The organism is Thioclava sp. ES.031, from assembly GCF_002563775.1.
In the GTDB taxonomy this organism is placed as follows: domain Bacteria; phylum Pseudomonadota; class Alphaproteobacteria; order Rhodobacterales; family Rhodobacteraceae; genus Thioclava.
The window spans coordinates 72,039-97,297 of sequence record NZ_PDJO01000001.1; the positions used below are offsets into that span (position 1 = coordinate 72,039).

The following is a 25,259-nucleotide window of genomic DNA, read 5'->3' on the forward strand; positions in this document are numbered from 1 at the left end:
CATTCTCCTGACCCTGCCTCGGGGTCAGTATTCATACTCTGCCGCCTGATGCCAACGCCATGCATCGGAAATCATGGTGGAAAGGTCCGACCGCTTCGGCTGCCAGCCAAGCTCCTCGGTCGCCCGTTTCGAGCCCGACACCAGCGCGGCGGCATCGCCGGGACGACGGTCCCCCTCGACAATCGGCACGTCGCGATTGGTCACCGCGCGCGAGGCGTCGATCACTTCGCGCACCGAGAACCCGTTGCCCGAGCCAAGGCAGAAGACCCGCGACGGCTTGCCATCCTCGAGCCATTTCAAACCCAGAACATGGGCATCGACGAGATCGGAGACATGGACATAATCGCGGATGCAGGTGCCGTCGCGCGTCGCATAATCCGAGCCGAACACGGTCAGCGCCGGACGTTTGCCCGCGATGGCATCCAGCATCAGCGGAATCAGATGCGTCTCAGGGATGTGCTGCTCGCCGACCTCGGCGTCGGGATCGGCGCCCGCCACGTTGAAATAGCGGAAGATCACCGAGTTCAGCCCGTGGCTCGCGCCGAAATCGCGCAGCATGTCTTCGATGGCCCGTTTCGAGCCGCCATAGGCGTTGATCGGGCGCTGCTCGGTGTCCTCGTTCAGCACCACCCCGTCCTGATCGCCATAGGTCGCGCAGGTCGAGGAGAAGACGAAGTTGCGGCAGGCCGCATCGACGGCCGCCTCAATCAGATTCAGCGCGCAATTCACGTTAGTGCGCCAGTATTTCGACGGGTTCTGCATCGACTCGCCGACAAGGCTCAGCGCCGCGAAATGCATCACCGCGATGGGCTGATACTTCGCGAACACCTCGTCGAGGCGGGCGCGATCTGCCAGATCGCCCTCCTCGGCGGGGCCAAACTTCACCGCTTCTTTCCAGCCGGTCGAGAAATTGTCGAAACAGACCGGGACATATCCCGCCGCGGCCAGCGCCTTGCAGGCGTGCGAGCCGATATAGCCCGCACCACCCGTTACCAACACATGCTTCATTGCTTACTCGGCAGCCTGCCGCATCGCGGAGAGATCGGAGAGATACTCGCCGAACTCGTCCTTCAGATCGGGGCGCTGAAGGCCGAAGGCCACCGTTGCCTGCAGGAAGCCCGCCTTCGAGCCGCAGTCGTAGCGCTGCCCGTCGAAGCGATAGGCGTAGACCGAGTTTCCGCCGTGGATTTCCTGCGCGATCGCGTCGGTCAGCTGAATCTCACCGCCAGCCCCCGCCTTGCGCGCATCGAGGTTCCACATGATCCGCGGGGTGAGGATGTAGCGCCCGATCACCGCGAGGTTCGAGGGGGCGTCCTCGGGCTTGGGCTTCTCGACCATGCCGTTGACGGGCAGACGCGGACCGTCGCCCGGGCCGACATCCAGAACACCGTAGGACGCGGTCTTGTCGGCGGGGACTTCCATCGCCGCGACATAGTTCCCGCCGGTCTCGTTATAGGCTTCCATCATCTGCTGCAGACAGGGCTTGTCGGCGGCGATGACGTCATCGGTCAGGATCACGGCGAAGGCTTCGTCATGCACCATGCGGCGCGCGCACCAGACCGCATGACCCAGACCCAGTGGCTGGTTCTGGCGGACATAGGCGATCGCGCCGCTGTCCATATTGGTCTGCTGCAGCTCTTCGAGGATCTCGGTCTTGCCCTTCTGCGCCAGCGCGCTTTCCAGTTCGGGGGCATTGTCGAAATAATCCTCAAGCGCCGATTTGCCGCGCGAGGTGACGAAGATGAACTCCTCGATACCGGCCGCACGCGCCTCGTCGATGGCGTATTGGATAAGCGGGCGGTCCACCAGCGTGAGGATCTCTTTCGGGATCGACTTCGTCGCGGGGAGGAAGCGGGTTCCGAGGCCGGCCACCGGGAAGATCGCCTTCGTCACCTTGCTTTTCATTCGTCACCTATAGGGTTGCTACGATTAAATCGTCAAAAGTTGGTTCATTGTGTCCCCAAAGCCGTGATCCAACAAGGGACCGGTTTTGGCGTTGAGCACTCCCGTGGGAAGAAATGCTGCAAATGCGAAAATTGTTTCGTGCAATGCCGTGAAAAACCGCAGTTTGCGTGCGATCGGCGAGAAATTGCGTGCGTTCAGGGAAGCTGCATCTGCAGCATCATGGATTCGATCCGGGCCACATCGGACGGATTGTTGAGCTCCCAGAATTGCCGTCCGCGCGACTCGACCTCTGTGCAGAGCACCGCGCGACCGTTCTCCAGAAAGCGCAGCTGCTCCAGCCCTTCGAGGGTCTCCAGAGGCCCGATCGGCCAGCTCGCATAGGCCGCCAGCGTGTCCGGGCGGTAGGCATAGACACCCACATGGTGGAAGACCGGCGTCGGGGCCTCGTCCGCGAATGTCTCGGAGGTGAAGGGAATGACCTCCTTCGAGAAATAGAGCCCGCGATTGCCGGCGCCGAACACCGCCGTCGTGCCGCCGACGCGACCGTTCTGGCGATCTTCCAGCAGGCTGTTGAGCATCGCGCCCTCGCAGCGCAGCACCGGGGTGGCCAGCTCGGCCCAATCATTGGCGCGCAGCCCGGCGACGAGGTCTTCGATGAACCAGGCGGGCGTCAGCGGCGCGTCGCCCTGCAGGTTCACGACGATGTCGAAATCGCCGCCAAGGGTCGCCGCCGCTTCGGCGCAGCGCTCGGTCCCGTTGCGGCAGCTCTCGGAGGTCATCACCACCTCAGCGCCGAAGGCTTCGCAGGCCTCGCGGATACGGTCGTCATCGGTCGCTACCACGACCCGGTCGACGCCGCCGACCTGCGTCGCCGCCTCCCAGCTGCGCTGGATCAGGGTCTTTTTCTCGCCCGTGGCGCCGGTCAGTTCGACCAGCGGTTTGCCGGGATAACGGCTCGACGCGTAGCGCGCCGGGATGACGATGAGGACCGACATTACTTCACCAGCAAAACGCCGGGGGCGTAGGCGATGAAGAACGGGTTCTCGAAGCCCGGCTTGCCATAGGTGAAGGGCGCGTGATCGTCGAAGCGGATCATCTCGCCGCCCGCGCCGCGCAGAACCGCGTCACCGGCTGCGGTGTCCCATTCCATCGTGCGCCCGAGACGCGGATAGAGATCGGCCTCGCCGGTCGCGACAAGGCAGAATTTCAGCGACGACCCGGCCGAGGCCATGTCCTTCACCGCGTATTTGCCGATGTAATCGTCGGTCGCCTGATCGCGATGCGATTTCGACGCCACCACCATCAGCCCGCGATTGTCGGGCATCGAGACGGTGATCGGATGCTGCTTGCCGGGGCGTTCCTTGTCGAAGGGGCCATCCTCTTCGACCGCGCGGCCCTCTGCCAGCGTGTAGAACAGACGTCCCTTGGCGGGGGCGTAGACCACGCCGCGCACCGGCTTGCCATTCTCGACATAGGCGATGTTCACCGTGAAATCGCCACGGCGTTTGACGAATTCCTTCGTGCCATCGAGCGGATCGACGATCAGGAAAGTCGACACGTCCTGCGAATGGCTCGCCGCCTGCTCCTCGGTGACGAGCGGCATATCGGGAAACTCGGCGCGCAGCCCCGCGGAAATCAAAGCGTCGGCGGCCTCGTCGGCCTCGGTCACCGGGGAGTTATCCGACTTCGACTTCACTTCGAATTCGGGCGAATCGTAGATCTCCATGATCTTGTCGCCTGCTTCGAGCGCCAGTCGCCGCATCACTCGCATCAGATGTTCGAAATCCATCGTCACGCCTCTCCCGGCCTTGTTAAGGCCCAATTGCTATGCTCCAACTCCCCCCTTATGATGCGGCGACAAGGGTTGAGCAAGCAATCCGACCTAGCTTGGGCCGCAACGACGCCCGAATCGGCAGGGACATGTTCAGACCAGAGACGAAAACGACCAAGCTCGGCACGACCTTCAGCCTGCTGGAGCTGATTTATCACGCCACCGTGCGCAATCTGCGCAAGAACCACGGGAATGCGTTGATCGGTCTGTTGCTGAATATGTTTCAGACCATGCTGCTGGTCATCTCTTTCTACATCATGTTCAGCGTGCTCGGGATGCGGTCGAGCTCGGTGCGGGGCGATTTCCTGCTCTACATCATGACGGGAATCTTCCTCTACATGACCCACACCAAGACCCTCGGCGCGGTCTTCGGGTCGGAAGGGCCCACTTCGGCGATGATGAAACACGCGCCGATGACCACCGCGATCTCGATCTCGTCGGCGGCGCTGAGCGCGCTTTATATTCAGGTGCTGTCGATGGTGACGGTGCTCTATATCTACCACGCGGCCTTCAAACCGATCGAGATCTACGACTGGGTCGGCGCGTTCGGAATGGTGCTGCTGGCGTGGTTCACGGGGCTCGCGATCGGGATCGTGCTGCTCGCCGCGAAGCCTTGGGCGCCCGAAGTGGTCGGCGTGATCCAGCAGGTCTATACCCGCGCCAACATGATCGCCTCGGGCAAGATGTTCCTCGCCAACAACCTGCCGCACAAGATGCTGATCCTGTTCAACTGGAACCCGCTGTTCCACACGATCGATCAGGCGCGGGGTTACACCTTCATCAACTACAATCCGCATTTCTCGAACTGGGAATACCCGCTCTATGTCGGGCTCGCGATCCTGATGATCGGCCTTCTGGGCGAGTTCTACACGCGCCAATACGCGTCGCTCAGCTGGGGCGCGCGGCGCTGAAGCACGGAGGCTTGCGCCGCCGTCGGATTAGGTTTTGCGGATCAGGTCTTGCGGATCGTATCGCCCGGATCGAGGGTCGGTTCGAGCTCGATCACTTCGCCGCCGATCATCCCGCTTTGCGAGCGCCCCGAAATGATCTGCGCCGCCTTGCGGCCGATCTCGCCGCGGCAGGCATTCATCGAGGCCAAGCGCACCGACAACCCGTCGAGCAGCTCCAGCCCGTTGAACCCGGCCAGACCCATCTTGTTCGGCACGTCGATCCCATGATCGAGACACCAGAGCAGACCGCCCGCGCCGATCATGTCATTGGAATAATAAAGGAAATCGAGATCGGGCGAGCGCTTGAGCATCGTCTCCGTCATCTCGCGGCCCTTCGCGAGCGCCGATCCGCCCGCGTAGAACTCGGTGTCGGCCAGTTCGATCCCCGCCTTGGCGAGCCCTTCCTTGAACCCTTCGAGCCGTTTGCGCGCCCGGTGATCCTCGGGCATTTTCGTACCGAGGAACCCGATCTTGCGATAGCCCGCGGCGACGATCGCCTCGGCCATATGCAGCCCGGCACGGCGATGCGAGATGCCGACGACCGAGTCGATCCCCTCGCCATCGACATCCATGATCTCGACCACCGGAATGCCCGCATTCTGCAGCATCGCGCGCGAGGCGGGCGTGTGTTCGACCCCGGCGATGATCACCCCCGAAGGCCGCCACGAGAGCATCTCGTAGAGAACCTGCTCTTCCTTCTCCGGCGAGTAATTCGTCACCCCCACGACCGGCTGCAGCCCGGTATCCTCGAGCTCGTCGGACACGCTCGACAGCACTTTCGGGAAGACGAGGTTCGACAGCGACGGGATGATCACGGCCACGAGGTTCACCCGCTGAGAGGCCAGCGCGCCCGCGATCTTGTTGGGCACGTAGCCAAGCGCTTTCGCGGCCTGCAGGACCTTTTCGCGTGTCGCATCAGAGACATCGCCGCGATTGCGCAGCACGCGGCTGACGGTCATCTCCGAGACGCCGGAGGCTTCGGAGACATCGCGCAGGGTCAATGGACGGCGGGTTTCGATAGGGCGAGACAAGGGCGGTTCCTCAAGGTTCTCCTCTTGTTAGCGCCAAACATTTCCCTTGCGCAAGCGAATGATGCCAAGTATGTTAGCGTTAACGGTTGTAGGGTCGGATAATCTCCGCCCGATACCTGGACAGACCCGCGCCAGTGTCGGATTCGTCATGGCGAGGGATGCGAAAGGGGGCGCAGTGGGCCAATTTGCGCTCCCTTTTCTCTCCTTCCCCCGAAATCCTGAAATTTCTGCAAGACACGCAGGCATAGGAATATGCGCGCGGTTTTCTGTTGCAGCGCAGCGATGGTCTTGCGCCACAAGCGCTTTGGCGGCATCAAAGGCGCAGCGCGGTCCCGTGGCTCAACTGGATAGAGCAGCCCCCTCCTAAGGGGCAGGTTGCAGGTTCGAATCCTGCCGGGATCGCCAGCGGAATACGGGTAAGTCTTCTATATAGACAGGTACTCGGTATTCTTTGAGACTGACTACTATTCTCGCAGAGCGACTTTGCTTGGGGCTTTGAAGTTTGTTTCAGATTTCGGCGGATGAGGTTTTCGACTTGCTAGCTGGCCGGCGGCCGGAGCTGCAAGTCGGTACTATGCCCTACGAAGTAGCGAAGCACTTCGGTTGCTCGCGCGATGCGGTGTTTTTGACGAAAGAATCCGCGCAGCACATTTTTGATCGCCACGGAGATCACATAATCGAAGGCGATCTCCGATTCATCCCAACCATATTGCGTGAGGGATTGTGGATCGCTGACAGGCAAAACTCTTGCAACGTTTCATATTGGAACGAGGCTGAGGCCCGGCGCTATGTATCGGCTGTTAAAGTGACGAATGATAGGACTAGAAGTTACGTGATGACTCTACACCGCACTCGGAAAAGGAAAATTCGGAAAGCCTTGGAAAAAGGCATTATTCTTCGGCAGCATTGGTAAACTATGGCCATGCGGTGGGGCCTGCCTCGAACCCCACATAGCACTCCCAGAAAAAACTGGTGTTACGGCCGGCAGAATATCACCGTGTCACGCATGGCATGTTCGTCAGCGCGGCTAACAGAACACTTGGGATTCTCCTATGGGCACTCTTGTGAGTCAACTGTTGCAGGAAAGATTCACTTGAGATTCATGGGGTTAACAAAAAAATTCTAAATGACTGATTGGACTCGATTTTTCGAGATACCCCCAAGGTTAGCCACAAAAATGTCCCCAAGAAAATCGTCTCGCAGGAGTTTGCGAGACGACTTCTTATCTTGGCGAGACCGCTTAAACCTCGGTCCAGGCCTTGTCCTCGCCCTTGAGACCGCCGACCATCACGCGGGTCGGGAGGCCGATGCGGTCCAGCTCGGTGAAGAAGGGCTTGGGGTCCATCTCTTCGACGTTTTTCATCGTCTTCGCATCCCAATCCCCTTGGGCGATCAGGATCGCGGCGGCGACCGGCGGCACGCCCGCGGTGTAAGAGATGCCCTGCGAGCCGACCTCTTCATAGGCCTCTTTGTGATCGGCGACGTTATAGACGAAATACTCCACGTCCTTGCCGTCCTTGGTGCCTTTCACCAGATCGCCGATGCAGGTCTTGCCGGTGTAGTTCGGCGCGAGGCTCGACGGATCGGGCAGCACGGCCTTCACCACTTTCAGCGGCACGACTTCCAGACCTTCCGCGGTTTTCACCGGCTGTTCGGAGAGAAGGCCGAGGTTCTTCAGCACGGTGAAGACGTTGATATAGTGATCGCCGAAGCCCATCCAGAAGCGCACATCGGCCTGCGGATAGTTGGTGGCGAGCGAATGCACCTCGTCATGGCCCGACTGATAGGCCTGCGACGGGCCGACGACGGGCAGATCCCATTTGTGGCCCGAGGCGAACATGCTCGTCTCTTTCCACTGCTGGTCTTCCCAGTAATAGACCACACCGGTGAATTCGCGGAAGTTGATTTCGGGGTCGAAATTGGTCGCGAAATACTTGCCGTGCGAGCCTGCGTTGATATCGACGATGTCGATCGACTTCACCTCGTCCATCTGGTCGATGGCGAAACGCGCGTAGGCATTCACGACGCCCGGATCGAAACCTGCGCCGAGGATCGCGGTCACGCCATGCTCGGTGCACAGATCGCGCTTCTTCCACTCGTAATTGGCATACCACGGCGGCGTTTCGCAGATCTTGTCGGGCTCTTCATGGATCGCGGTGTCGATATAGGCGGCGCCCGTCGCGATGCAGCCGTCGAGGACGTGCATGTTCACGAAGGCGGTGCCCACGTTGATGACGATCTCGGAGCCGGTCTCGCGGATCAGGGCTGCGACGGCCTCGGAATCGGTCGCATCCACCTCATGCGCCTCGAACGTGCCGTCCACCTTCATCGCGCCCTTTTCGTGCACGCTGTCGATGATGGCATCGCATTTCGATTTGGTGCGCGAGGCGATATGCAGATCGCCAAGGATGTCGTTATTCTGCGCGCATTTATGCGCCACGACCTGGGCGACGCCGCCCGCTCCGATGATGAGCACGTTCTTTTTCACTTCGGCTGTCTCCTTTTTCTGCGGACAGGGGAAGGGGGCTCTTGTGGGCCCTCAGGACAATGAGGCGCGATAATCCTCATAGGTGAAGTCGCGAATCCGGTCGATGTTCCCATCTTCGCGGCGGATGGCGATGGCGGGCATCGCCACGCCGTTGAACCAGTTCTTCTTGACCATCGTGTAACCGGCGGCATCGGCAATCGAGATACGGTCGCCGATTTCGAGCGGTTTGTCGAACGGCGCCTCGCCGAAGATGTCGCCCGCGAGGCAGGTCTTGCCCGCGATCTGGTATTCATATTCGCCCTGCTGCGGCAGCTTGGCGGTCTCGCGATAGATCAGCAGGTCGAGCATATGCGCCTCGATGCTGCTATCGACGATGGCGATCTTCTTACCGTTGTCGAGAATGTCGAGCACCGTCACCTCGAGCGAGGCGGTTTGCGTGATCGAAGCCTCGCCGGGCTCCAGATAGACCTGCACGTCGAAATCCTCGGAGAACTTCTTCAGCCGGTCGGCGAGCGCGTCGAGCGGGTAATCGTCGCCGGTGAAATGGATGCCGCCGCCGAGGCTCACCCATTTCAGACGCTTCAGGATATCGCCGAACTCTGCCTCGATGCGGGAAAGCTGATGGTCGAACAGCGCGAAATAGGCGTTCTCGCAATTGTAGTGGATCATCACGCCCGAGATGCGATCCATCGCCGCCTCCAGCCGCTCGGCATCCCATTCGCCCAGACGCGAGAAGGGCCGCGCCGGGTCCGCGAGATCGAAGCCGGAGGTCGAAAACCGCGGGTTCAGGCGCAGGCCACGCTCGATATGCGCGGCCTTGTCGCCGAAGCGATCCAGCTGGCTCAGCGAGTTGAAGATGATCTTGTCGGCATAGCCGATAGCCTCGTCGATCTCGTGATCGGCCCAGGCGACCGAATAGGCATGGGTTTCCTTGCCGAATTTCTCACGCCCCAGATGCAGCTCGAACAGCGAGCTGGAGGTCGTGCCATCCATGTAGGGCTTCATGATGTCGAAGGCCGACCACGTGGCGAAACATTTCAGCGCCAGCAGAGCTTTCGCGCCGGAACGTTCGCGCAGACGCTCGATCTTGCGCATGTTCTCGCGCAGGCGCGCCTCGTCGATCAGGTAGAAGGGCGTGTCGGACATGGCTCTCCCTCGTGTCAACAGACCCTGCGATATAGGGCGCATGTGACAGTGGCGCAACCGGATCAGTCGACTCGGATCGCATCCTTGGCCACGCTAAGTGCATAGCCTTTGCGGGAAATGTTGCGCACGAGAAGCTCGCTGACGAGCTGATTTCCGAGGCTGTCGCGCAGCCGTTTGATCCGCGTGGCGCCGGCGGCCTCGTCGCAATCGGCCTCGTCGCGCCCCGAGATCATCGCCTCGATCTGCGCTCCGGTGAGGATGTCGTCATCCATCCGCGCCTCGGCCAGTACCGACAGTGTCTCGATCGCGGCCGGGGTCAGCGTGAAGCCCATATCGTTGAGCATCACCGCGTTCTCGCCCCGCAGGATGCGCAGGCTCTGCACCTCGATTCCGGCGCGGCGAATCTCGGTCATCCGCTTGTTCAGCGCGATCAGCAGCAGCAAAAACACGATCGTCGCGATCAGCAATGCCGCGGCGAAGATCAGCAGGATGAAGATGATCACCCGGTAATTCGCCAGCACGTCCGAGAACGCGGTGCCCGACTGCGCCAGCACTTCCAGCAGCTTGATCTCGGCCTGCGAGGTAAGGTTGTCGTTCTGCACGAAAATCTGCTCGACCCGCGCGTTGAACGCATCCGCATTCGGCAGGTTCGCAAACAGCAGCACCGCGGCCACGGCGAGAATCGCGACCACGGCGACGATGCCGCCCACGACTGCGCGCGAGCCCAATCGCAGACTGTCAGTAACGGAGGAAATATTGTCCGGCACTGGCCTTCCTTTGCTCCAAGCCTTCCGCGCCGAATGTGGAGAGAACCGTCAGCAAGGTCCACCCATCGGCTTTCAGCTTCGGCGCCAATTCGCGCGCCGCCGCCTGTTTCGAACAGGCCGAATCCGAGACCTGCGCCACCCCGTATTGCAGCTGCAACGGGTTGTCGCGCTTGGCCTTGTAATCGGCATAGCACTCGGCCTGCGCGGCCGAGGCAGAGGCGAGAAACGCCAATATGAGGACTGCGTGTTTCATGTGGAACACGCTGCGCGCAATGCCCGTGTTATTCAATAGCCAAAGGGGGTTGGCCCGCCTGTTATCCGATAGCAGGGGGCCGTTATTGCCTGACTTTCGCGCCCCGGCCCAATCTCGGTTCATCGACGTCATGCGGCCTTCGGGCTGCCGAGTGAAAGGACCGAAGCCATGAGCCTCAAGACCAAGGCCACCGCCGCTATCACCGCCATCGCCCTCGCGCTGGGCTCCGTTGCGATCAGCGCGACGCCCGCCGCCGCGCTGGGCAAGAAGGACCGTCAGGCGCTGAGCATTCTGCTTGGGGTCGGTGCCGCCGCGCTGATCCTCGACGGGATGAACAAGAAGGATCACAAGGCGAAGAAGGCGCAGCCGCGCTACGAGAGCTGGCAGGATCGGCAGCGTCGTCTGGAACGTGAACGCCGCGAGCGCGAGCGCCGCGAAGCCGAGGCCCGCCGCCAGCGCGCGCAGGAGCGGTACGACCGCGACCATGACCGGTACCGCGATCGCTACAGCCGCGACCGTATCCGCCTCCCCGCGCAATGCGTGCAGCGCGTGAAGACCCGCCACGGCTGGGGCGAGGTGGTCTCCGCCTCCTGCCTCGATCGCCGCACCGAACGCCGCCTGCCCGCCAATTGCGCCTTCACGATGAAGACCGGCCGTCACGGCGTCGAGAAAGTCTATGGCAGCAACTGCCTCGAGGATCGCGGGATCCGTCTCAGCCGGCGTTGAGTGATGCGGCAGACGCCATAAGAGCGTCGTCGAGCAGTGCGGGGGCCTTCGGGTCCCCGCTTTTTCATTGAACAGACCTGCCGTTCCGGGGCATTGCGAAGTCATGGCACAGAACCCCGATTTCTCTTTCGAAGAAGCCGCCTTCGCGCGCGGCCTGACCATCGTTGCAGGCGTGGACGAGGTGGGCCGCGGTCCGCTTTGCGGTCCGGTGACGGCAGCGGCAGTCATTCTCGATCCCGCCCGTATTCCCGAAGGGCTCAACGACTCGAAGAAGCTCACCGCGAAGCGCCGTGCCGATCTGGCCGCGCAGATCATGGACTGCGCCGAGTTCTGCGTGGCCCATGCCAGCGTCGAGGAGATCGACGAACTCAATATCTACCACGCCTCGCATCTCGCGATGTGCCGCGCGGTCGAAGGGCTGGCCCGCACCGCCGATCATGTGCTTGTCGACGGCAACCGCGTGCCGCGCGACCTTAAGTTGTCCAGCGAGCCGGTCGTGAAGGGCGATGCCCGCTCTTTGTCGATCGCGGCGGCCTCGATCCTCGCGAAAGAGGCCCGCGATTTGCTCATGGTGGATTTGGCGCAACAGTATCCGGGCTACGGCTGGGAGCGGAATGCGGGCTACCCGACCAAGGATCATCTGCAGGCGCTTCTAGATTTAGGGGTCACCCCCGTTCATAGACGAAGCTTCAAGCCGGTCCACAATATCTTGTGCCAAGCGAATAATGTAACTCCTTGATTCAAAAAAGAAATTGACGATGAATCGCCTTTGACTCATTTTTATAGCCATAGATCGGCACAAAGCCGGCTCCCAGATATTGGGCCCTGAGGCGGGCAGTTAAGAGGCTAAAAATGGCAAAGACGAAAGCTCCGGTGGTGCGAAATGCACTGCCCCTGAACGAAATTCTTGATGGTGATTGCATCGAGATGATGAACTCGCTGCCCGAGGACAGCGTGGACCTGATCTTCGCCGATCCGCCCTACAATCTACAGTTGCGCGGTGACCTGCACCGCCCCGATAATTCCAAGGTCGACGCGGTCGATGACGCGTGGGACCAGTTCGGCTCCTTCGCGCATTACGACAATTTCACCCGTGAATGGCTGAAGGCCGCACGCCGCATTCTCAAGCCGAATGGCGCGATGTGGGTGATCGGCTCCTATCACAACGTGTTCCGCATGGGCGCAGAGCTGCAGAACCAGGGCTTCTGGATTCTCAACGACGTCGTGTGGCGCAAGTCGAACCCGATGCCGAACTTCCGCGGCAAGCGCCTGACCAACGCGCATGAGACGCTGATCTGGGCGTCGAAATCCGAAGGCGCGAAATACACCTTCAACTACGAGGCGCTGAAATCGCTCAATGAAGGGGTGCAGATGCGCTCCGACTGGGTGATCCCGATCTGCAATGGCGGCGAGCGTCTGAAGGATGCGAACGGCGAGAAAGCCCACCCGACCCAAAAGCCCGAGGCGCTGCTGCACCGTATCCTCGTGGGCACAACCAATCCCGGCGACGTGATCCTCGACCCGTTCTTCGGCACCGGCACGACCGGCGCCGTGGCGAAGATGCTCGGCCGTGACTTCATCGGTATCGAGCGCGAAGAAGCGTATCGCGAAGTCGCGCTCAAGCGCCTCGCCAAGATCCGCAAGTTCGACAAGGAAGCGCTGGAAGTTTCCACCTCGAAACGCGCCGAGCCGCGCGTGCCCTTCGGCCAGCTGGTCGAACGCGGGATGCTGCGCCCGGGCGAAGAGCTTTACTCGCTCAACGGTCGCCACAAGGCCAAGGTCCGTGCCGATGGCACGCTGATCGGCGACGACGTGAAAGGCTCGATCCATCAGGTCGGCGCCCATCTCGAAGGCGCACCCTCCTGCAATGGCTGGACCTACTGGACGTTCAAGCGCGATGGCAAACAGGTCCCGATCGACCTGCTGCGCCAGCAGATCCGCGCCGAGATGAACTGAGGCTCAGCCCTCTCTCAAGAATTAGAAGTTACCGCCGGTGCCGAGGGCCGCTCCTCGGCACGCGCCTTGCCCCGCCGTGCGAAACGGCGGGGTCTTTTCGTTTGTGCCGATGATGAAAAGGGGCGCTGCCCCCGCGCTCGCGCTCCCCCGGGATATTTGCACAAGAGCGAAGAGCCGGATTTCGGCTTGGCGGAAATATCCCGGGGTGAATGGCCGCGGGCCAGAGGGGCAGCGCCCCTGCCGCATTCAGGCCTGGCCGAGGCGGGCGCGCAATTCGCGCAGCACCGGCAGGGTGGCGCGGACCTTATCGGGGCCGAGATCACGCACGATCCCCCCGATGATCGGCATCAGAGAGGCCAGCGCCGCATCGCGCGCCCGCCTGCCGGAGGGCGAGAGCGACACCCATTTGCGCCGCGCATCGTCCCAGTCGGGCCGGATATGCACATGCCCCGCCCATTCCAGCTTGGCGAGCGTGTTGGTCATCGCACCGCGGGTCACATGCAGCGCCTCGGCCAGTTGGGCGGGCGTGCGCTCTTCATTGATATGGGCCAGCAGGTTGAGCACCGAGAAATGCGAGATTTCCATGCCCTTCGGCAGGGCGCGGCTCACCACGTTGCGCGCCAGCTGATCGGCCATGAAGACCTCGGCGAACAGCGTCGCGGCGAGCGGATCGTTCTCGGGCGGGGTGCTCACGGCGCGTCGAAGCTCCGGTCATGGAACAGGGAACGCAGGCGCGAGCGCACCGCGTCCACCTGATCGAGATCGAGATCGACGAGCGTCACGCCGGGCTCGGTGCCGCCATCGGCAAGCACCTTGCCCCACGGATCGACCGCCAGCGAATGGCCCCAGGTCCGGCGCGGCCGACCGCCATGCGCGGCATGGGTGCCGCATTGCGCGGGCGCCAGCACGAAGCAGGTATTCTCGATCGCGCGGGCACGCACCAGAACCTCCCAATGGGCGGCCCCGGTCGTGTCGTTGAACGCCGCCGGGATCGTCAGCACCTGCGCCCCGGCCTGCGCCAGCGTCCGGTAGAGATGCGGGAAGCGCAGGTCGTAGCAGACCGACAGGCCGAGCTGGGCGTATTTCGTGGCGCCCAGAACCGCCTCGCGCCCGGGGCGATAGGCCTCGGATTCGCGGTAGCGTTCGGTCTCGGACACGTCCACGTCGAACATGTGGATCTTGTCGTAGCGGGCTTTGATATTGCCCTTGCGCCCGATCAGGAACGAACGATTGGCGAAGCGCGCATCGTCTCCGGATTTCAGGCAGAGCGAGCCGATCAGGATATAGACGCCGAGGCGCTCCGCCTCGTTGCAAAGCGCCTCCAGCGTCGGGTCGTGATGCTCGTGATGCAGGACCGCGTTCTGATGAGCGCGATCCGACGAGATCAGATTGGTGCATTCCGGCGTCGCGATCAGCTGCGCGCCTTTCGACGCGGCATCGCGGATGAAGTCGAGCGTGACCGGCAGGTTTTGTGCCGGATCATCCGTGACCGAAAGCTGAACGAGCGCCGCCTTCATCGTGTCAGCTCGCCAGCATCTGATCGAGCTTGCCCGAATGTTCGAGCGCATGCAGCTCGTCGCAGCCGCCGATCGGCTCGTCGCCGATGAAGATCTGCGGGACGGTCCGGCGGCCATTCGCGCGCTGGGTCATCGCGGCGCGCAGTTGCGGCTCGCGGCCGACATCGGTTTCCTCGTAGGAGATGCCCTTCTTGTCCAACAGGCGCTTGGCCATGATGCAGAAGGGGCAGGTTCTGGTGACGTAGATTTCGACGCGTTTCATTCTCAATTCCCTTTGGTCTGCGAGACTATAGGGATTTAGGGTGCCTTCGCAACGCGTGCCAGTGTCACAGTGCAGATCGGCTCTGCACCTGCGCTCAATGCCGCCTCCGTCGCGGCGGAAAGCGTGGCCCCCGAGGTCATCACGTCATCGACGATCAGGAGCGGACGCCCGCGCAGTAGCGCGGCGTGGCGCGGCGTGACGGTGATCGCGCCGTCGAGATTGGCGTGCCGCTCATCGCGGCTTTTCCCCTTTTGGCTCGACGTCGGGCGGGCGCGGGTGAAGAGGTCGGCGCAATAGGCGTGCCCGGTGCGCCGGGCCAATGCGCGGGCCAGCTCCGCCGCCTGATTGTAGCGCCGTCGCAGCAGGCGCAACCTGTGCAACGGGATCGGCGCGATCAGCGTGTCGGGCGTCAGGAGCGGCCCGGCCGCGCGCGCCATCCAATCCGCCAGCGGCGGCACCAGATCGAGCCGGTCGCCATGTTTCAGCGCCAGCACCAGATCGCGCCCGGTGCCCGCGTAATGCATCACCGTACGCCCCTGCGCCCACGGCCTCGGATGGGCGAGGCAGTCGTCGCAAAGGATGGCCGTGTCGCTTTCGCCGGGCAGGGGCGTGCCGCAGGCGTCGCAGACCGTACCGCGCGCGAAAGTGGCCTCGGACCAGCAGGCGCCGCAGAGCCCGAAATCCGTGCCGACCGCGTCGCCGCACGCGATGCAGCGCGGCGGAAAGAGCGCGCGCAATCCCAGACGTCCCGCCGCTAGCATCCGGCCTCGAACCTCGTTAAGGGTTTCTGCCATGAATACGCCGCCCCTTCTGACCGACCGCGCCGCTCTCGAGCGCCATAGACTTCGCGCCGCCCGTGCGCCCGAACTGTTTCTGCACGAGGACGCGGCGGCTGAACTTGAGGAAAGGCTGCAAGAGGTTAACAGAACCTTTACGGCCCCCGCCCTGATCGCCGCTTTTCCCGAGCCGTGGCGCGAAATTCTTCCCAAGGCGAAGATCGTGGCCGATACGGATGTGCTCGATCTGGAGGAAGGCGCGCATGATCTGGTGGTCCACGCGCTCTGTCTGCATTGGGCGAATGATCCGGTCGGGCAGCTGGTGCAGGCTTCGCGCGCGCTGAAACCCGACGGGCTGTTCATCGGTGTGATGTTTGGCGGCCAGACGCTCAATGAGCTGCGCGCGGCGCTGGCGCAGGCCGAGGCCGCGATCACCGGAGGCTTGAGCCCGCGGATCGTGCCGATGGGCGAAATTCGCGATCTCGGGGCGCTGATCCAGCGGGCGGGGCTGGCGTTGCCGGTGGCCGATGCTGTGACGCGCAAGGTAACCTACGAGACGCCGCTGCGGCTGCTGTCGGACCTGCGCGCGATGGGCGAGACCAATGCGCTCGCCGCCCGCGATCGCCGCTTCCTGCGCCGCGACGTTCTGACCGAGGCGCTGCGGCTGTATGTCGAGACCTATCAGGAGCCCGATGGTCGGGTGCGTGCGACCTTCGACATGGTCTGGCTCACCGGCTGGAAGCCGCATCCCGATCAGCAAAAACCGTTGCGTCCGGGATCCGCGGCACAGCGGCTCGCCGATGCGCTGGGCACCACCGAGCGCCCGAGCGGCGACAAGCCCGGCTCAGCCTAGCGCGTCGAGGAAGGACTTCGACCACCAATGCACGTCATAGGTGGTCAGCCCCTCCATCAGCGACCGATACCGTTCCCGACGTTCCCCGCGCGACATCATCAGCGCGGTCAGCATCGAGGTCGCGACCTGTTCGGGATCGTGCGGGTTCACCATCAGTGCCGCATCCATCTGTTCGGCCGCGCCCGCGAATTGCGACAGCATCAGAACGCCGGGATCGTCGGGGTTCTGGGCGGCCACGAATTCCTTCGCCACGAGGTTCATCCCGTCCATCAGCGGCGTCACCAGCGCCACATGCGAGGCGCGATAGAGCCCCGCGAGAACCTCGCGCGGCACTGCGCGGTTGATGAAGCGGATCGGAACCCACTGGATGTCGGCGAATTGCCCGTTGATCCGGCCCGAAAGATGCTCGGTCTCTTCACGGATATCGTCATAGGCCTGCACGCCCTCGCGGGTCGGCGGCGAGATCTGCAAGAGCGAGACGTAACGATGCCAGTCCTCGTGCCGCTCGAGAAACTCGCCGAAAGCGCGGAAGCGATGCGGCACGCCTTTGGAATAATCCAGCCGGTCGACGCCGATCATCAGCCGACGATGGTCCTTCACGATCCCGGCGGGCAATTTGTCGAACTCGGTCTCCGCCAGTTCCTGAAACTCTCGCGCATCGATCGAAATCGGGAATGCGGCGATCCGGCATTGGCGGGGCGAGAGATGCACATAGCCGGCGCCCAGATTGGAGGCGTCGGCGATCTCGATCATCGAATGGAGACAGGCACGCACGTCGCGCTCTGCCTGAAGGCCCACGAGGTCGTAATTCGCGATCCACTGGCAGACCTCGCGCCCGTTGGGCAGGGCCTGCATCGCAGTCGGGCCGGGGAAGGGCGTGTGCAGGAAGAAGCCGATCGGATTGGTCACGCCCATCAGGCGCAGCTCGTAGGCCAGCGGCAGCAGATGGTAATCCTGCACCCAGATCCGGTCGTCGGGCTTCAGGAACGGCGCCACGAGCTTCGCGATCCGCCGGTTCACCTGCTTGTAGACGCCCAGATATTCCTGATGAATATCCATCAGATCGGCGCGGCCGTGGAACAGCGGCCAGAGCACCGAATTCGAATAGCCCGCGTAATAGTTGTCCTGTTCTTCCTGAGTCAGATCGAAGCAGTAGCGCTTGAACGGCCCGCCCTCGATCTCGCGCAGTTCCGCTGCGGGCTTGTCGGCGATCTCGCCCGAGGTGCCGATCCAGATGCCGCCGGTCTCCTCCAGCACATCGCCAAGCGCCACGACCAGCCCGCCCGAAGGATTGGCCCCGGTGGGAATACGGTTGGAGATGCAGATCAGGCGGCCCATTCGTCGTTCCTCATTCAGCGTGCCACGGCAGCGGCGAGCCAGGCGCGCACATCCATCGGCTCGGCAAGGTGATAGCGCGCGACGCTCTCTCCGTCACCGACCTTGATGCCGAAACCGCCATGCGCCTCGGCCCAGGCCAGCGCGGGCTCGTCGGTCGTGTCGTCGCCCGCATAGACCGGATTGCGGCCGCCGAACTGCACGAGGTCTGACAGGATCGCCAGAGCGCCGTCCTTCGAGAAGCCCTCGGGACGAATTTCGACCGCCATTTTCGCAGGCTGGATCGTGAATCCGTCATAGCGCGCGGTCAGCTCTTCGGTGAAGGCTTCGACCTGACCTTGCTTGGCGGGATTGGAGCGGAAATGGACCGCGGCGCCGTGGCTTTTATCCTCGAAGATAAGATCGTGGTCCTTGGCGAACCCGGCCATATCCTCTTTCAGCGCGCCCAGATGTCGGGGGGTCTCGGCCATTGGCGGCTCCATGCCGCGCGCTTCCGAGCCGTGCGAGCCGACCATAAACCCGTCGAACCCGTCGAGAAAACGCTCCAGCTCGTGAAGCGATCGCCCCGAGACAACCGCAAGCGCCCCGTTGAGCGCATCCGAGAGCTGCTCGAGCAAACGCGGCAGATCCTGCGGCACGATCACCGCATCCGGGCGGGGCGCAATATCCACCAGACATCCGTCGAAATCGAGGAACAACGCATCTCGCGACGGGTCGAGAGCGGGCGGGGCCGGTTTTTTCCCGGTCATGTCATCCATTGCCATGTGAAGACCGTAAGTGATCCTGTCCCGGTTGAATAGAGCCGCATTGGCACAGATCGGGAAACCCGTTAAGTCGGGTTGGAGTTCCGCGATTAATGACGACAGGACAGTGACACGATGACCAACGCCGCAAATCCGCGCCTTGCCCATGCCCCCGCCGATCACCCGCCCGTCAAGGAAGCGAAGATCGGTCTGCTCGTCGCCAATCTCGGAACCCCGGACAACACCGACTACTGGTCGATGCGTCGCTATCTGAACGAGTTCCTCTCGGACCGGCGCGTGATCGATTACCCGGCATGGAAATGGCAGCCGCTGCTGCAACTCATCATCCTGTCGAAGCGCCCCTTCACCTCGGGTGCGAACTACAAGACGATCTGGAATAACGAGGCGGGCGAAAGCCCCCTGATGACGATCACCAAGCAGCAGGTCGCGAAGCTGCGCGATGCGGTCTCGGCGCGCTACGGTCAGGAGGTCGTCGTCGATTACTGCATGCGCTACGGCAATCCCTCGACCCAGTCGGTCGTCGACAGGATGGTCGCGCAGGGCTGCGAGAAGATCCTGTTCCTGCCGCTCTATCCGCAATATGCGGGCGCCACCTCGGCCACCGCGAACGACCAGTTCTTCCGCGCGCTGATGAAGCAGAAGCGCCAGCCCGCCGCGCGCGTCGCGCCGGAATATTTCGACAAGCCCTCCTATATCGACGCGCTCGCTCAATCGGTGGAGCGGGTCTATGCCACGCTCGACGAGAAGCCCGATGTGCTGGTCGCCTCCTATCACGGGATGCCCAAGCGCTATCTGATGGAAGGCGACCCCTACCACTGCCAGTGCCAGAAGACCTCGCGCTTGTTGCGTGAACGGCTCGGCTGGGACAAGGACGGGATCGACACGACCTTCCAGTCGGTCTTCGGCACCGAGGAATGGCTCAAGCCCTACACGGTCGAGCATGTCGCGGAGCTGGCGAAGCAGGGCAAGAAGAACATCGCGGTGATCTCGCCCGCCTTCAGCGCGGATTGCATCGAGACGCTCGAAGAGATCAACGGCGAAATCCGCGAGGCGTTCGAGCATGCGGGCGGTGAGAAATTCACCTATGTCCCCTGCCTCAACGACGACGACCTGCACATCAAGGCGCTGATGGAGGTGGTCGGAGAAAACCTCGCCGGTTGGATCGACTGATAAAACTGTCTCGATCTGCGACGACCTGCCTCACAGATTTGTGAATCTTTCTTCCTATATGTTCTGACGCGGGGGCAAGGGATCGCCGTGAAGGCGCACCCTGCGGACCGGCAACGACCGGGACGCGCAGAGCAGAAAGGAATGAGAATGATCAAGACTATGGGACTGGTCGCCTTGGCGGCTCTCTATGCTGGCGCTTCCTGGGCCGGTCATGCAAATCCTTGGGCGACCGAGGACGACGTGATTTATTCGCAAAATCACGAGGAAAACCTTGAGCAATCCGTCGACACGCCCGGCGAAGACGAGATGCTTGGAGTCATGGTGCGAAGCGCCCACGGCAAGCTCGACGGCTTGTCTGGCGGCTCTGGCGATGGCTCGGGCGACGGATCCGACCACGAGCACGACAGCGGCGAGCACGACTGACCGCAGCCGCGTAAATTGAAACCCCCGGACCTATGCGGTGCCGGGGGTCTTTCTTTGTGCGACGCGCGGTCCGGCTTAGATCAGCAGAACCTGCGTGCCGATCTTCGCGAAGCCGAACAGCTCCTGGATATGTTCGTTGTAAAGACCGATGCAGCCGTTCGAGCTTTTGCGGCCGATCTTGCGCGTGTCATGCGTGCCGTGGATGCGGTAATAGCGCCACGACAGATAAAGCGCATGGGTGCCCAGCGGGTTATCGGGGCCCGGCGGGACGTAGTCGGGCCATTCCGGGTTGCGCTTTTTCATCGAGGGCGTCGGCGCCCAGCTCGGCCCTTCGACCTTGCGGATCACTTCGGTGCGGCCGCGCCGCGTGAGTTCTTCCGAGACCGGCACAGAGGTCGGATAGAGACGGTAGATCGACTGATCCGCCGACCAGTAATGCAGCGCCCGCGAATGGGTATCCACAAGGATCGCCCCGTTGCGGAGGTTCGAGAAATAGGGCTGCCAGTCGCGGTTCTGGAAGCTCGAGATATTACGGCGCTGGTTGGTGAAGGCGCTCGTCTCGAACTGCTCCTGACCGTAATCGGGCGTTTGCGCCCGGGCGGGCAGCGCGAGCCCCGCACCAAGGCAGGCGGCGGCGCCGAGAAAGGCGCGGCGATCAAAAGGCTTGCGCGTATGCGACATCTGAGGCTCCGGGTTCGCGACGGGGTCAATTGCGATAAATATAATGTGATCGCGGGGCGGCGGCAAATCAAACTGGCGAGGATGTGCCTGCAAAGCGTCAGAGGGGTTTGCGCGGATGGGGACAAGCGTGTAATGCAGATTGACGGTTTAACGAGGGACTGGCCAAAAATGTTGCGCGCTACCGTATTTGCTTGCTCCGCGATCGTGGCTCTGGCGGCTTGCCAGCCGACCGACACGCAGCCCAAGCTCGGGCCCGATGGCCTGCCGCTGCCGAAAGTCTATAACATCACTGCGAGCGATCGCTCGGTGATCCCGCAGCGCGTGCTGGAATCGGTGAACAGCCTGCGTTCCGCGCGCGGTGCCGCGCCGCTGGTGCTGAACGACGCGCTGACCACGGCGGCGCTGGCCCATTCCAAGGACATGGCCGTGCAGAACCGCCCGTGGCACTGGGGGTCCGACGGCTCCTCGCCGCTGACCCGGGCGCAGCGTGCCGGCTATCCGGGGCAGGTTCTGGGCGAGAATATCTCCGAGACCTACGAGACCGAGATGGAGACCCTCGCAGCCTGGATGAAGGTCGCCGATACGCGCGACGTGATCCTGAACCCGGCGGCGACGCAGATGGGCTTCTCGTGGTATCAGGAGCCCTCCGGCAAGATCTGGTGGACGATGGTCACCGGCAACTGAGCCGAAGACCCGCCGCAATCAAAAAGGGCCCCACGCGGGGCCCTTTGTCATTTCCGGGGGATGCTGCGATCAGGGGAAGATGAAGATCGGCGTGCCGTCGCGGACCATCGCGTAGATGTCGCTGATTTCCTTGTCCTTCACCGCGATGCAGCCCGCGGTCCAGTCGCGACCCTTGCCTTTGTTCTTCCCGTCGCGGCCATGGATGAAGATATCGCCGCCCGCCTTCTTGCCCTGCGACTCCGCGAAGGCGACCTGCTGCGGGTTCGGATAGCTGATGCCGATCGACAGGTAATAGGCCGAATTCGGATTGCGCCGGTTGATGTAATAGAGCCCTTCCGGGGTCTTGCCGTCGCCCTCGAACTGCTTCGGGCCGACCGGATCGCCGCCAAGGCCGATCTTGTACTTCTCCAGCACCTCGTCGCCATGCAGCAGATACATCATCCGCTGAGACTTGAAGATCTGGATCTGGGTCACGGCGGGGCCGTTATAGGATTTGAATTTGCTGGAGTCGCCACAGGCGGCCAGCGTGGCAAGGGCGCATCCGCCCAAGAGGAGGGTTCGACGGTTCATGTTCGGCCTGTATTCGGAGACTGCTGTTTTGCAGTCTTTCTATCCGATTTTCGGCGTCGCATCTAGCGGGTGAAAAGGGCCGCAAGCTCCACATGAGCGGAAAACCGGAACTGATCCACCACCAGCAGCTTGTCGAGCGTGAAGCCCGCCGCGATCAGCGTCTCGGCGTCGCGCGCGAAGGTGACCGGGTTGCAGGAGACATGCACCAGCCGCTTGAGCTTCGACGCCGCGATCTCGGCGATCTGCGCCTGCGCGCCTGCCCGCGGCGGGTCGATCACCACCGCGTCGAACTTCGCCAGCTCGTCGGGCAGAAGCGGACGGCGGAACAGATCGCGCGCCTCGGTGGAGACCCGGTGCAGGCCCTGCGACTGACGCCAGCCCTGATCGAGCGCCTCGGTCATCGCCGCGACCCCCTCGACCGCGTGGACCTCGGCCAGTTCGGCCAGCGGCAGCGAGAAGGTGCCGCAACCGGCGAACAGATCGGCCACCTTTTTCGCATTGCCAATCGCCGCTTTGGCGAAGGCGGTCAGCACCGCTTCGCCGTGATGGGTCGCTTGCAGAAACGCGCCCGGCGGCGGCACGACCTTGGCCTTGCCGAATTGCTGGATCGCCGGGCGGCGGCCCGCGATGACCTGCCCGTTCCAGCTGAGCCGGGCGAGATCGTGGCTGCGCGCCAGACCCGACAAAGCCTCGAATTGGGCCGTATCAGGGTCTTTTCCGCCCTGTGCCGCCAGTTCCAGCCCGGCCTCCGACAGGGTCAGGGTGAAGGCGATTTCGCCTTTGCGCGAGCCTGCAATCGCGGTCGCCTCATGCAGCATCGGGATCGCGGCCAGCAGTTCGGGCCGCAGGATCAGGCAGTGCGGGATCTCGACGACCGTGTCCGAGGCGCGGGCGTGAAACCCGACCAGCGTGCCCTTCTTGGTGCGCCGTCCCGAAAGCGTCGCCCGCCGGCGCGAATTGAGCGGCGAGGTCGCGATGCTCATCTCCGGCTGGGGCAGGTTGCGCGCGGCCAGCGCCTGACGCACTACGTCCATCTTCCACTCGGCGGTGAACGCCTCCGACGCGTGCTGCATCGAACAGGCCCCGCAGGAGCGGTAATGCGGGCAGGGCGCTTTGACGCGGTCGGGCGAAGGCTTCACGATCTTCGGCTGCGCGATGCGGCCGTCGACCACCTCGCCCTCGACCACTTCACCGGGAAGCGCCATGGCGACATGCACGGTCCCCTCGGGGCCATGGGTCACGCCGTCGGCATGCAGGGACAGTCGCTCGATTTCGTAGGTCATGCGCCTTCTCTAGCTGCGCGGCGCGGGTCAGAAAAGACCCTATTCCGCCGCATCCTCCGCGTCATCGCAGGTCAGGAAACCGCCGGACTGGCGTGCCCAGTAGCGCGCGTAGAGCCCGTTCATCGCCAGCAGCTCGTCATGGCTGCCCTGCTCGACGATCCGGCCTTCCTCCAGCACGACGATCCGGTCCATCTCGGCGATGGTGCTGAGGCGGTGGGCGATCGCCAGCACGGTCTTGCCCGCCATGACCCGGTGCAGCGCGGTTTGAATTTGCGCCTCGACTTCCGAGTCGAGCGCCGAGGTCGCCTCGTCCAGCACAAGGATCGGCGCGTTTTTCAGGAAGGCGCGCGCAAGGGCGATCCGCTGGCGCTGGCCGCCCGACAGCTTCACCCCACGCTCGCCCAGCTTGGCGTCATAGCCGCGATTGCCTTCGTGATCGGCGAGGCCGCGGATGAAGTCGTCGGCTTCGGCCTGCTTGGCCGCCGCGATCATCTCCTCGTCCGTGGCGTCGGGCTTGCCGTAAAGGATGTTCTCCCGCGCCGAGCGATTGAACATCGCGGTCTCCTGCGTGACCATCGCGATGTTGCGGCGCAGGCTTTCCTGCGTGACCTCGCGAATGTCCTGCCCGTCGATCAGAATAGACCCTTTTTCGGGATCATAGAGCCTCAGCAGCAGCGCCACGAGCGTCGATTTCCCCGCGCCCGAGGCCCCGACGATCCCGATCCGCTCGCCATCCGCGATGGTCAGATTGATATCCGCAATCCCGCCGCTGCGACGGCCATAGGCGAAATCGATATTGTCGAACTGGATCTCGCCTTCGACGTTGCGCAGCGTGCGTGCGTCGGGCGCGTCGGTCAGGTCATGCATATGCGCGAGCGTCCGCATCCCGTCCTCGGCCTCGCCGATATGGGTCCAGACGGACATCAGCGCCTGGCTCACCCAGCCCGACATTTGCGACAGCCGGATCGCGATGGCGCCCGAGGTGGCGATGGCCCCCGCGGTCGCCTCGCCCTGCGACCAGAGCCAGATCGCGCCGCCCACCAGCATCACAGGAACGAGCCCGGCATAGGCCATCTGCACCACCCGATAGAGGCTCTGGATCATGCCGAAGGAATAGGTCTTCTCGCGGAACTTCTGCATTGCCTCCAGCGCCGCGCGATCCTCGTGCTCGGCATGGGCGAACAGCTTCACCGTCTTGATATTCGTGACCGTGTCGACGACCTGCCCCGTCACCATCGCCCGCGCCGAGGCCCGCTCGCGCGAGCGTCCGCGGATATGGGGCAGGAAGAGGCGGATGATCAGGTAGAGCCCGAAGGTCCAGAACACGAGGCCCACCGCCCCCCAGCGGTCGATCTGGGCCAGAACGATCAGCGAGCCGACGATCGAGGCCAGCGCGAAGAGGCCGGTATTGATGATCTCGGTGACGGTATCGGTGACGGCGCGCGCGGTCTGCATCTGCTTTTGCGCGATGCGCCCGGCAAAGTCGTTGTCGAAGAAGGTGACCGACTGGCCCATCGTCCAGCGATGCAGCCGCGAGAGTACCAAGGGCATGACGTTGGGGCTGATCAGCAGGTTGTTGGTGGCGGAGCTGATGCCGAAAGTCAGGGGGCGGATCAGCAGGAAGAACGCGACGAACAGGACGAGAAGCCCGAGATTCGCCCCGATCACCGCGGCGCGTTCGCTGTTCAGCGCCGCGTCGATCACCTGACCCAGAAGCCAGGCGGAGACGACCTCCATCACGCCGGCGATGGTCGTGCCAAAGCTGGCCACGGCAATCGCGCCCCAGCTGCCCTTGAGGCACCAGCGGAAGAAGGCACCGAGCTGGCGCGGCGGGGCGCCTTCGGCGGGGGAGAAGGGATCGAACATGAGTCTCTCTTTCCTCTCCCGA

Annotated in this window: 27 protein-coding genes and 1 tRNA gene; 9 read left to right on the forward strand and 19 right to left on the reverse strand. The window is 63.0% G+C overall.

The genetic code is table 11. The features are described 5' to 3' along the window. Positions 1-24: 24 nt before the first annotated feature. The 4 genes from galE to cysQ all read right to left on the reverse strand — a co-directional run bounded on the left by galE (position 25) and on the right by cysQ (position 3,694). On the reverse strand, positions 25-1,008 hold the full coding sequence (gene galE / locus AXZ77_RS00365) for a UDP-glucose 4-epimerase GalE (protein WP_098409584.1): 984 nt from the start codon (positions 1,006-1,008) through the stop codon (positions 25-27). Between the two features lie 3 nt (positions 1,009-1,011). After that, entirely contained in the window at positions 1,012-1,905 is an 894-nt protein-coding gene (gene galU, locus AXZ77_RS00370; RefSeq protein ID WP_098409585.1) for a UTP--glucose-1-phosphate uridylyltransferase GalU, read from the reverse strand. Positions 1,906-2,099: 194 nt separating this feature from the next. Beyond that, positions 2,100-2,900: a 3-deoxy-manno-octulosonate cytidylyltransferase gene (gene kdsB, locus AXZ77_RS00375; protein WP_098409586.1), complete on the reverse strand. Its 801-nt coding sequence runs from the start codon at positions 2,898-2,900 to the stop codon at positions 2,100-2,102. Further along, a complete protein-coding gene (gene cysQ / locus AXZ77_RS00380; RefSeq protein ID WP_098409588.1) occupies positions 2,900-3,694 on the reverse strand; it encodes a 3'(2'),5'-bisphosphate nucleotidase CysQ in 795 nt (264 codons plus the stop codon). Before cysQ ends, kdsB begins: the two co-directional genes overlap by 1 nt. 131 nt (positions 3,695-3,825) lie before the next feature. Between cysQ and AXZ77_RS00385 the strand changes: the two genes are divergently transcribed. Continuing rightward, positions 3,826-4,647, forward strand: coding sequence for an ABC transporter permease (locus AXZ77_RS00385; RefSeq protein ID WP_098409589.1), 822 nt, complete (start codon positions 3,826-3,828; stop codon positions 4,645-4,647). A gap of 41 nt (positions 4,648-4,688) precedes the next feature. Here the strand turns inward: AXZ77_RS00385 and AXZ77_RS00390 are convergent, their stop codons facing one another. Beyond that, positions 4,689-5,717: a LacI family DNA-binding transcriptional regulator gene (locus AXZ77_RS00390; RefSeq protein WP_255266376.1), complete on the reverse strand. Its 1,029-nt coding sequence runs from the start codon at positions 5,715-5,717 to the stop codon at positions 4,689-4,691. Positions 5,718-6,045: 328 nt separating this feature from the next. Between AXZ77_RS00390 and AXZ77_RS00395 the strand changes: the two genes are divergently transcribed. Beyond that, positions 6,046-6,122 (forward strand) — tRNA-Arg (locus tag AXZ77_RS00395). Between the two features lie 835 nt (positions 6,123-6,957). On the opposite strand, the gene AXZ77_RS00405 is transcribed toward AXZ77_RS00395, so the two are convergent. From AXZ77_RS00405 to AXZ77_RS00420, 4 genes are all read right to left on the reverse strand, one after another. Then, positions 6,958-8,205, reverse strand: a complete 1,248-nt coding sequence (locus AXZ77_RS00405) for a saccharopine dehydrogenase family protein (protein ID WP_098409592.1) — start codon at positions 8,203-8,205, stop codon at positions 6,958-6,960. A gap of 51 nt (positions 8,206-8,256) precedes the next feature. Beyond that, a complete protein-coding gene (nspC, locus tag AXZ77_RS00410) occupies positions 8,257-9,351 on the reverse strand; it encodes a carboxynorspermidine decarboxylase (RefSeq protein ID WP_098409594.1) in 1,095 nt (364 codons plus the stop codon). 62 nt (positions 9,352-9,413) lie between these two features. Further along, on the reverse strand, positions 9,414-10,118 hold the full coding sequence (locus tag AXZ77_RS00415; protein ID WP_098409595.1) for a helix-turn-helix domain-containing protein: 705 nt from the start codon (positions 10,116-10,118) through the stop codon (positions 9,414-9,416). Continuing rightward, positions 10,090-10,371, reverse strand: a complete 282-nt coding sequence (locus AXZ77_RS00420; protein ID WP_098412385.1) for a hypothetical protein — start codon at positions 10,369-10,371, stop codon at positions 10,090-10,092. The genes AXZ77_RS00415 and AXZ77_RS00420 overlap by 29 nt, the downstream gene beginning before the upstream one ends. A gap of 168 nt (positions 10,372-10,539) precedes the next feature. Between AXZ77_RS00420 and AXZ77_RS00425 the strand changes: the two genes are divergently transcribed. The 3 genes from AXZ77_RS00425 to AXZ77_RS00435 all read left to right on the forward strand — a co-directional run bounded on the left by AXZ77_RS00425 (position 10,540) and on the right by AXZ77_RS00435 (position 13,053). Continuing rightward, positions 10,540-11,097 carry a hypothetical protein gene (locus tag AXZ77_RS00425; protein WP_098409596.1) on the forward strand — a complete coding sequence of 186 codons (558 nt, stop codon included), beginning with the start codon at positions 10,540-10,542 and terminating at the stop codon, positions 11,095-11,097. 103 nt (positions 11,098-11,200) lie between these two features. Continuing rightward, positions 11,201-11,836 (forward strand): ribonuclease HII, encoded by a 636-nt coding sequence (locus AXZ77_RS00430; RefSeq protein WP_098409598.1) that lies wholly within the window; start codon positions 11,201-11,203, stop codon positions 11,834-11,836. 113 nt (positions 11,837-11,949) lie between these two features. Further along, positions 11,950-13,053: a site-specific DNA-methyltransferase gene (locus tag AXZ77_RS00435; RefSeq protein WP_098409599.1), complete on the forward strand. Its 1,104-nt coding sequence runs from the start codon at positions 11,950-11,952 to the stop codon at positions 13,051-13,053. 246 nt (positions 13,054-13,299) lie between these two features. Here the strand turns inward: AXZ77_RS00435 and AXZ77_RS00440 are convergent, their stop codons facing one another. Genes AXZ77_RS00440 through AXZ77_RS00455 form a run of 4 tightly spaced genes read right to left on the reverse strand, consistent with a single transcriptional unit; the run spans position 13,300 to position 15,626 of the window. After that, a complete protein-coding gene (locus tag AXZ77_RS00440) occupies positions 13,300-13,689 on the reverse strand; it encodes a MarR family winged helix-turn-helix transcriptional regulator (protein WP_078541755.1) in 390 nt (129 codons plus the stop codon). 53 nt (positions 13,690-13,742) lie between these two features. Beyond that, positions 13,743-14,570: a carbon-nitrogen hydrolase family protein gene (locus AXZ77_RS00445; RefSeq protein ID WP_098409601.1), complete on the reverse strand. Its 828-nt coding sequence runs from the start codon at positions 14,568-14,570 to the stop codon at positions 13,743-13,745. Positions 14,571-14,574: 4 nt separating this feature from the next. Continuing rightward, positions 14,575-14,832 carry a glutaredoxin 3 gene (gene grxC / locus AXZ77_RS00450; RefSeq protein WP_078550954.1) on the reverse strand — a complete coding sequence of 86 codons (258 nt, stop codon included), beginning with the start codon at positions 14,830-14,832 and terminating at the stop codon, positions 14,575-14,577. A gap of 35 nt (positions 14,833-14,867) precedes the next feature. Beyond that, entirely contained in the window at positions 14,868-15,626 is a 759-nt protein-coding gene (locus AXZ77_RS00455; RefSeq protein ID WP_255266377.1) for a ComF family protein, read from the reverse strand. Here AXZ77_RS00455 and AXZ77_RS00460 point away from each other — a divergent pair. Continuing rightward, positions 15,625-16,461 carry a methyltransferase domain-containing protein gene (locus tag AXZ77_RS00460; RefSeq protein ID WP_098409604.1) on the forward strand — a complete coding sequence of 279 codons (837 nt, stop codon included), beginning with the start codon at positions 15,625-15,627 and terminating at the stop codon, positions 16,459-16,461. The two genes, AXZ77_RS00455 and AXZ77_RS00460, sit on opposite strands and share 2 nt — an antisense overlap. Here the strand turns inward: AXZ77_RS00460 and AXZ77_RS00465 are convergent. Both AXZ77_RS00465 and otsB read right to left on the reverse strand, forming a co-directional pair. Further along, entirely contained in the window at positions 16,453-17,799 is a 1,347-nt protein-coding gene (locus AXZ77_RS00465) for a trehalose-6-phosphate synthase (protein ID WP_098409606.1), read from the reverse strand. The genes AXZ77_RS00460 and AXZ77_RS00465 overlap by 9 nt on opposite strands. Positions 17,800-17,813: 14 nt before the next feature. Next, positions 17,814-18,560 carry a trehalose-phosphatase gene (otsB, locus tag AXZ77_RS00470; protein WP_176535925.1) on the reverse strand — a complete coding sequence of 249 codons (747 nt, stop codon included), beginning with the start codon at positions 18,558-18,560 and terminating at the stop codon, positions 17,814-17,816. Between the two features lie 114 nt (positions 18,561-18,674). On the opposite strand from otsB, the gene hemH reads away from it, so the two are divergent. Beyond that, positions 18,675-19,730: a ferrochelatase gene (gene hemH, locus AXZ77_RS00475; RefSeq protein WP_098409608.1), complete on the forward strand. Its 1,056-nt coding sequence runs from the start codon at positions 18,675-18,677 to the stop codon at positions 19,728-19,730. 147 nt (positions 19,731-19,877) lie between these two features. Continuing rightward, the gene (locus AXZ77_RS00480; RefSeq protein ID WP_098409610.1) at positions 19,878-20,153 is read left to right on the forward strand and encodes a hypothetical protein; all 276 of its coding nucleotides are present in this window, start codon (positions 19,878-19,880) and stop codon (positions 20,151-20,153) included. Between the two features lie 75 nt (positions 20,154-20,228). On the opposite strand, the gene AXZ77_RS00485 is transcribed toward AXZ77_RS00480, so the two are convergent. Further along, entirely contained in the window at positions 20,229-20,834 is a 606-nt protein-coding gene (locus AXZ77_RS00485) for a L,D-transpeptidase (protein ID WP_098409612.1), read from the reverse strand. 168 nt (positions 20,835-21,002) lie between these two features. Between AXZ77_RS00485 and AXZ77_RS00490 the strand changes: the two genes are divergently transcribed. After that, positions 21,003-21,518, forward strand: a complete 516-nt coding sequence (locus AXZ77_RS00490; protein WP_098409614.1) for a CAP domain-containing protein — start codon at positions 21,003-21,005, stop codon at positions 21,516-21,518. Positions 21,519-21,587: 69 nt separating this feature from the next. On the opposite strand, the gene AXZ77_RS00495 is transcribed toward AXZ77_RS00490, so the two are convergent. From AXZ77_RS00495 to AXZ77_RS00505, 3 genes are all read right to left on the reverse strand, one after another. Continuing rightward, the gene (locus AXZ77_RS00495; protein ID WP_098409616.1) at positions 21,588-22,088 is read right to left on the reverse strand and encodes a murein L,D-transpeptidase family protein; all 501 of its coding nucleotides are present in this window, start codon (positions 22,086-22,088) and stop codon (positions 21,588-21,590) included. Between the two features lie 62 nt (positions 22,089-22,150). Beyond that, the gene (locus AXZ77_RS00500) at positions 22,151-23,371 is read right to left on the reverse strand and encodes a class I SAM-dependent RNA methyltransferase (RefSeq protein WP_098409617.1); all 1,221 of its coding nucleotides are present in this window, start codon (positions 23,369-23,371) and stop codon (positions 22,151-22,153) included. A gap of 39 nt (positions 23,372-23,410) precedes the next feature. Then, on the reverse strand, positions 23,411-25,237 hold the full coding sequence (locus tag AXZ77_RS00505; RefSeq protein WP_098409618.1) for an ABC transporter ATP-binding protein: 1,827 nt from the start codon (positions 25,235-25,237) through the stop codon (positions 23,411-23,413). Between the last annotated feature and the right edge of the window lie 22 nt (positions 25,238-25,259).